Source organism: Delftia sp. ZNC0008 (genome assembly GCF_000799035.1).
In the GTDB taxonomy this organism is placed as follows: Bacteria; Pseudomonadota; Gammaproteobacteria; order Burkholderiales; family Burkholderiaceae_C; genus Comamonas; species Comamonas tsuruhatensis.
On record NZ_JTKZ01000779.1, the window covers coordinates 1 to 7,092 of the forward strand.

The window sequence follows — 7,092 nt, forward strand, 5'->3', positions numbered from 1 at the left end:
AGGAGAAAACGGGCTTGAGGGGGTTTCGGTGGATTACACCGGGTTTTTATTGTGGTGCGCGGGGGGGGACTCGAACCCCCACACCATTGCTGGCGTCAGGACCTAAACCTGGTGCGTCTACCAATTTCGCCACCCGCGCTGGTTCTTGGGGAGCCGCCTGCGCGGCGGCTCCTAGGTCAGGGCGCAGATTCTAGCCGCAATTGCGGGGTGCATTGCCATACCCCGGATTTGAGCGGCGGCCTCTGCGTTTTCGCCGCATCAATGCGTGGGCTCGCGGCGCACGCGGAACACGGCGGCGTACATGGCCGGCAGCGCCAGCAGTGTCAGCACTGTGGCCACGATCAGCCCGCCCATGATGGCCACGGCCATGGGGCCCCAGAACACGCTGCGCGACAGCGGGATCATGGCCAGCACAGCGGCGGCGGCCGTCAGCACGATGGGGCGCAGGCGGCGCACGGCGGCTTCGATGATGGCGTCCCAGGCCGGCACGCCGCGCGCGCGGTCGGTCTCGATCTGGTCGATCAGGATCACCGAGTTGCGCTGGATCATGCCCATCAGCGCCACCACGCCCAGCAGCGCCACGAAGCCGAAGGGCCGGCCCAACAGCAGCAGCGCCGCCGCCACGCCGGGAATGCCCAGCGGCCCGGTGATGAACACCAGCAGTGAACGGCTGACACTGCGCAACTGCAGCATGAGCAGCGTGAAGGTGAGGAACAGCATCACGGGCACACCAGCGACGATGGCGTCCGAGCCCTTGGAGCTTTCCTCCACAGCGCCGGCCACATCGATGCGGTAGGCCGTGTCGCCCGCGGCGTGCCAGCGCGCCTCGATCTCGCGCAGGCCCGGCAGCAGCGCATGGGTCAGCGTCGCGCCCTGCAGGCCCTCGCGCACATCGCCCTGCACGGTGATGGCGAACATGCGTTTTTCTCGCCACATCACGCCGGGCTCCCAGACCATCACGGGCTTGGCGATCTGCGTGAGCGGGATCGACTTGCCCGATGCCGTGGGCAGGTAGGCATTGGCGATATCGGTGATGGCGTCGCGCTCCGAATACGGCGTGCGCAGCACGATGTCGATGAGCTTGTCACCCTCGCGGAACTGGCCCACGGTGGAGCCGCTGAGCATGACGCGGGCCGCCTGGGCGATGGCCTGGCTGCTCACGCCCAGGGCGCGCGCCTTGTCCTGGTCCACCTCCAGGCGCACGGCCTTGACGGACTCGTTCCAGTTGTCGTTGACGCCGCGCATGTCGGCGTTGGCGATCATGACCTGCTTGACCTCGTCGGCATAGGCACGCAGCTTTTGCGGATCGGTGCCGGACACGCGGAACTGCACCGGATAGGGCACGGGAGGCCCGTTGGGCAGCAGCTTGACGCGGCCGCGCACCTCGGGGAACTCCTGGGCCAGCAGCGCCGGCAGCGCCTTGCGCAGCCGCTCGCGCGTGGGCAGGTCCTGGGCCACCAGGATGAACTGCGAGACGTTGTTCTGCGGGAACACCTGGTCCAGCGGCAGGTAGAAACGCGGCACGCCCGAGCCTACCCACTCGCTGACCGTGCGCACGCCGTCGAGCTTCATGAAGCGCTCTTCCACGCGGCGCGTGACGGCCTCGTTGGCGGCCAGCGACGTGCCTTCGGGGAACCAGATGTCCACCAGCACCTCGGGTCGGCTGGAATCCGGGAAGAACTGCTGCTGCACGCGCGACATGCCCACCAGGCCCAGCGCAAAGACCAGCACCGTGATGGCGATGGTCAGCCAGCGGTGCGTCACGCACCAGTTCACGGCGCGCCGGAAGCGGTTGTAGAACGGGCTGTCGAAGACCTCATGCTCGGCTGAGGACGCATTGAGGTTGGTCTCCTCGATGGGCACCTCGCCCGAGGCCACCTCGGGCGGCAGCGTGGCCGCGTGCGGCGGGCGCTTGAGCAGCAGCATGCCCAGGTAGGGCACGAAGTACACCGAGGCGAACCAGCTGAGCACCAGCGCAATCACCGTCACCGCGAAGATGGCGAAGGTGTACTCGCCCGTCATGGACTTGGCCATGCCGATGGGCAGGAAGCCCGCCGCCGTGATCAGCGTGCCGGTCAGCATGGGCTTGGCCGTGATCTCGTAGGCAAAGGTGGCAGCGCGGTACTTCTCGTAGCCCTCCTCCATCTTGCGCACCATCATCTCCACGGCAATGATGGCATCGTCCACCAGCAGGCCCAGCGCGATGATCAGCGAGCCCAGCGACACCTTGTGCAGGCCGATGTTCCAGTACCACATGGCCAGGAAGGTCGCGGCCAGCACCAGCGGAATCGTGATGGCCACCACCAGGCCCGGGCGCGGATCGATGTACCAGCGCTTCCACAGCGGCTGGTGGCCCTCGCGCTTGTGCAGGCCCAGGCTGATGAAGCTCACGGCCAGCACCACCACCACGGCCTCGATCAGCACCTGCAGGAATTCGTTGACCGAGTCGGCCACGGCCTTGGGCTGGTCCTGCATGTTGGCCAGCTCCACGCCGGCCGGCAGCGTGCGCGCGATGTCGCCCACGGCGCCGCGCAGGGACTTGCCCAGGCGGATGATGTCGCCGCCCTTGGTCATGGACACGCCCAGCGCAATCGTCTCGCGCCCCTGGTGGCGTACCTTCACATTGGCCGGATCGGCATAGCCGCGGCGGATCTCGGCGATATCGCCCAGGCGCAGCTGCGCGCCCGATGCGCCGCGGATGGGCATGGCGCGCAGCTCGTCCACCGCCAGGAACTGGCCGGCCACGCGCACCTGCACATCCTCGCGCGGTGTCTGCAGCACGCCTGCGCCCTCGATGGCGTTTTGCTGGCCCAGCTGGCCCAGCACCTGGTTCATGTCCAGGCCCAGTTGCGACAGGCGGCGCTGCGACAGCTCGATGTAGACCTTCTCGTCCTGCACGCCGAACAGCTCGACCTTGGCCACATCGGGCACGCGCAGCAGGCGCTGGCGCACGTCGTCGGCCATGGTCTTGAGCTCGGCGTAGCTGAAGCCGTCGGCCTGCAGGGCGTAGATCACGCCATAGACATCGCCGAACTCGTCATTGAAGAACGGCCCCTGCACGCCCTGCGGCAGGGTGTAGCGCATGTCGCCGATCTTCTTGCGCACCGTGTACCACAGCTGCTGGACATCGCCGGGGCGCGAGTTGTCCTTGAGCTGGAAGATGATCATCGACTCGCCGGGCTTGGAGTAGCTGCTGATCTTGTCGGCGTAGGGCACCTCCTGCAGCGTGCGCTCGATCTTGTCGGTGACCTGCTCGGCCATCTGCTGCGCCGTGGCGCCGGGCCAGTTGGTGCGCACCACCATGGCGCGGAAGGTGAAGGGCGGGTCCTCGTCCTGCCCCAGCTGGAAGTACGAGGCAAAGCCCAGCAGGAGCAGCACGACGATGAAATAGCGCGTCAGCGCCACATGGTCCAGCGCCCAGCGCGAAAGATTGAAGTGCCCGCCCTGCGGCGCCTTGTGCTTGGGCCCGCTCATTGGGCCGCTCCGCTGGGCGCAGCGCCTGCGGCGGCAGGCGCCTGTGCAGGCTGTGTCTGTTGCGGCCGCTGCTGTGCCGGCTGCGGGGCCTTGTCATAACGGTCCTGATAGACCGTGACCTTCTGGCCGGGCGTGAGCACATGCACACCGGCGGCCACCACCTGCATGCCGGGCGTCAGGCCGGCGGCAATCACGGCCTCGTTGCCATCGGCCGTGGCCAGTTGCACGGGCTGCAGCTTCACCGTGCTGCTGGCGGCATCGAACACCCACACGGCCGTGCCCTGGCCGCCGCCGCCTTCCTGGCGCAGCGCCGTGGTCGGCAGCTTGATCACGGGCTGGCCCGTGGGGCCCATGCCCTCGGGCAGCGCATGGACCGTCGCGCCCAGCGGCGGCACGGCGGCCGCATCCGACGCGGGCAGAGCCACCTTCACCTGGTAGGTGCGCGTGACCGGATCGGCACTGGCCGCCACCTCGCGCACCTGGCCCTGCAGCGGCTGCATGCCGGCCGACCATGGGCGCACATTCACCTTCTGGCCCACGCGGATGGCACCGCGCTTGTCTTCGGGCACCACGAACACCACGTCGCGCGGACCGTCCTGGGCAATGCGCACCACGGGCGAGCCGGCCGACACCACCTGGCCGGGTTCGGCGTCTATGCCGGTCACCACGCCGGGCACATCGGCCAGCAACTGCGCGTAGGACTCCTGATTGCTCTGCGATGCCAGCTGCGCCTTGGCCTGGTCCAGCGTGGCCTGGGCGGACTTGAGCGTGGCCTCGCGCCGCTCCAGCTCCGCACCGCTGATGAAGTTCTGCGCCTTCAGCTGCGAGTAACGCCTCACATCGGCGGCGGCAAGATCGCGCTGCGTGGTCGCGGCCGCCACCTGGGCGCGCGCGGCGTCAGCTCCCAGCCGGTAGTCGCTGGCATCGAGCCGCGCCAGCAACTGACCTGCCTGCACGTGCTGGCCCAGCTCCACCTCGCGGCGAACGAGCTTGCCGGCCACGCGAAAGCCCAGGCGCGACTCTATGCGCGCGCGCACCTCGCCCGCGTATTCCAGTTGCGTGTCCAGCGCGCCCACGCCTACGGTGAGCAGCTTGACGGCGCGCACCGGCTCGGGCGGCGGCTCGGCCTTGGAGCAGGCGCCCAGCGCCAGCGCGGCGGCCAGGCACAGAGGGGCAAGAAGAAGATGGCGCGGCAAAGCGCGCGCGGCAGGGTTCGATGGCAAGTCGGGCATGTGGATCCGGAGGGCTGGTGCGAAAAGCGGCTGCGGGCTGCAAGATCCGGGCAACATGCCGCGGCAGCTGGCTGGCGCCGTTTACTGACTGACGGGTTAGTAATTTAGGAGAAGCCCTTGAGCCCGTCAAGTGAAATGCATGGCCTTGCGCGCAGCATCGACAATCGGCCACCGTGAAGTCCACCGCTCCCCCCCTGCCCGCCTCCCCCGCCCCGGTCACGCACTACGAGAACTTTCCCGTGGCGTCCTGGCTGTGCCCGCCCCGCTTGCGCCCGCCGATTGCCGCGCTCTACCACTTCGCACGCACTGCAGACGATCTGGCCGACGAAGGCGACGCCACGCCGCCCGAGCGCCTGGCCGCGCTGGCCGCCTACCGTGCCGACCTGATGGCGCTGGGCACCAAAGGCGAGGCCTCCATGCTCACCCGCACGGCCTGGCCTCTTGTCTTTGCAGGGCTGGCGCCGCAAGTACGCGCCCACCAGCTGCCGCTGGCGCTGATGGACGACCTGCTCAGCGCCTTCGCGCAGGACGTGCACAAGACCGAATCCGGCACCACCTACGCCGACCGCGCCGAGCTGCTTGACTACTGCCGCCGCTCGGCCAACCCCGTGGGCCGGCTGCTGCTGCATCTGTACGGGGTGGATGATGCCGAATCGCTGGCCCGCAGCGACGCCATCTGCACCGCCCTGCAACTGATCAATTTCTGGCAGGACTTCAGCGTGGACCTGCCACGCCAGCGCCACTACCTGACCGATGCCGACTGCACCGCCCACGGCGTGCGGCGTGAAGACCTGCGCGCCGAGCCCGCTGCACTGACCCCTGCCGTGCGTGCACTGCTGGCCGAGCAGTCGGCATGGGCGCGCGCACTGATGCAGTCCGGCGAACCACTGGTGCACCGCCTGCCGGGCCGCATCGGCTGGGAGCTGCGCCTGGTCGTGCAGGGCGGGCTGCGCATCCTGGACAAGGTCGATGCACTGCAGGGCGCCAGCCTCTACAGCCGCCCCACCGTCGGCAAGGCCGATGCGCCGCTGCTGCTGTGGCGCGCCCTGCGCATGTGATGGCAGGCCGGCCGTTGCGACACCCAGGCTTTGGCTCCCAGCCGTCCATGGGACAATCCGGCCCCATATGAATCCGGATCAGTACGTCCAAGACAAGGCTGCCGCCTCGGGCAGCAGCTTTTATTACGCCTTCCTCTTCCTGCCGCGCGAGCGCCGTGCCGCCATCACCGCCTTTTATGCGTTCTGCCGCGAAGTGGACGACGTGGTGGACGAAGTCTCCGACCCCGGCGTGGCCGCCACCAAGCTCGGCTGGTGGCAAAACGAAGTGCACCAGGCCTTTGCAGGCAAGCCCTCGCATCCCGTGATGCGGGCACTCATGCCGCACGCCCCGGTCTACGCCATCGAGGAGCGCCACCTGCAGGCCGTGATTGACGGCTGCCGCATGGACCTGGAGCAGACCCGCTACCTGGACTTCCCGGGCCTGGCGCGCTACTGCCACCTGGTCGCAGGCGTGGTCGGCGAAGTGGCCGCGCGCATCTTTGGCCAGACACAGGAAGAAACCACCGCCTACGCCCACAAGATGGGCCTGGCCTTCCAGCTGACCAACATCATCCGCGATGTGGGCGAGGACGCCATGCGCGGACGCATCTACCTGCCCATCAGCGAGCTGCAGCAGTTCGACGTCAAGGCGCATGAAATCACCAAGCGCGAGTACTCCGACCGCTTCACCGCGCTGATGCGCTTTCAGGCCGAGCGCGCCCACCGCCTCTACGACGAGGCCCTGGCCTTGCTGCCCGCGGCCGACCGCCGCACGCAAAAGCCCGGCCTGATGATGGCCAGCATCTACCGCACCCTGCTGCGCGAGATCGAGGCCGACGACTTCCGCGTGCTGCACCAGCGCATCAGCCTGCCGCCGCTGCGCAAGCTGTGGCTGGCCTGGAAGATGCAGGCGCTGGGGCGCATGGCGCGGTGAGCAGAGACAGCGCCAAGCACACGCCGCGCGCCGCTCAGCCGCGCGCCGCCATCCTCGGCGGAGGCTGGGCCGGCTTTGCCGCCGCCCTTGCGCTGGCCCGCAGCGGCTGGCACATCACATTGCACGAGGCCGCACGCGAGCCCGGTGGCCGTGCGCGCGGCATGGACCTGGACACGCCACAGGGCCCGCTGCGCGTGGACAACGGCCAGCACATCCTCATCGGTGCGTACACCGAAAGCCTGCGCCTCATGCGCGAAGTGGGCGTGGACCCTGAACAGGCCCTGCACCGCCAGCCCATGGCCCTGCCCTATATCGATGGCAGCGGCCTGCGCTTTCCCGACTGGCCTGCGCCGCTGGATGCGCTGGCCGGCATTGCCACCGCACGCGGCTGGAGCCTGGGCGAGCGTGCAGCCCT

General features: G+C 68.7%; 5 protein-coding genes and 1 tRNA gene. 3 read left to right on the forward strand and 3 right to left on the reverse strand.

The window, feature by feature from the left end:
• Positions 1-52: 52 nt before the first annotated feature.
• The 3 genes from L995_RS25035 to L995_RS25045 all read right to left on the reverse strand — a co-directional run bounded on the left by L995_RS25035 (position 53) and on the right by L995_RS25045 (position 4,706).
• Positions 53-139 (reverse strand) — tRNA-Leu (locus tag L995_RS25035).
• A gap of 119 nt (positions 140-258) precedes the next feature.
• Positions 259-3,474 carry an efflux RND transporter permease subunit gene (locus tag L995_RS25040; protein WP_047474064.1) on the reverse strand — a complete coding sequence of 1,072 codons (3,216 nt, stop codon included), beginning with the start codon at positions 3,472-3,474 and terminating at the stop codon, positions 259-261.
• Positions 3,471-4,706 carry an efflux RND transporter periplasmic adaptor subunit gene (locus L995_RS25045; RefSeq protein ID WP_047474065.1) on the reverse strand — a complete coding sequence of 412 codons (1,236 nt, stop codon included), beginning with the start codon at positions 4,704-4,706 and terminating at the stop codon, positions 3,471-3,473. The genes L995_RS25040 and L995_RS25045 overlap by 4 nt, the downstream gene beginning before the upstream one ends.
• 173 nt (positions 4,707-4,879) lie before the next feature.
• Here L995_RS25045 and hpnC point away from each other — a divergent pair, with 173 nt between their 5' ends.
• The 3 genes from hpnC to L995_RS25060 all read left to right on the forward strand — a co-directional run.
• Entirely contained in the window at positions 4,880-5,764 is an 885-nt protein-coding gene (hpnC, locus tag L995_RS25050; RefSeq protein WP_047474066.1) for a squalene synthase HpnC, read from the forward strand.
• Between the two features lie 67 nt (positions 5,765-5,831).
• Positions 5,832-6,677, forward strand: a complete 846-nt coding sequence (hpnD, locus tag L995_RS25055) for a presqualene diphosphate synthase HpnD (RefSeq protein ID WP_016449592.1) — start codon at positions 5,832-5,834, stop codon at positions 6,675-6,677.
• Positions 6,674-7,092, forward strand: a 419-nt coding sequence (locus tag L995_RS25060; RefSeq protein ID WP_156136133.1) for an FAD-dependent oxidoreductase, incomplete at its 3' end; no start/stop codon positions are given. The genes hpnD and L995_RS25060, both read left to right, overlap by 4 nt.

Bases quoted from the DNA above. Each gene is read 5' to 3' on its own strand.
- L995_RS25040 (WP_047474064.1), bottom strand. From the start codon at position 3,474: ATGAGCGGGCCCAAGCACAAGGCGCCGCAGGGCGGGCACTTCAATCTT.
- L995_RS25045 (WP_047474065.1), bottom strand. From the start codon at position 4,706: ATGCCCGACTTGCCATCGAACCCTGCCGCGCGCGCTTTGCCGCGCCAT.
- hpnD (WP_016449592.1), top strand. From the start codon at position 5,832: ATGAATCCGGATCAGTACGTCCAAGACAAGGCTGCCGCCTCGGGCAGC.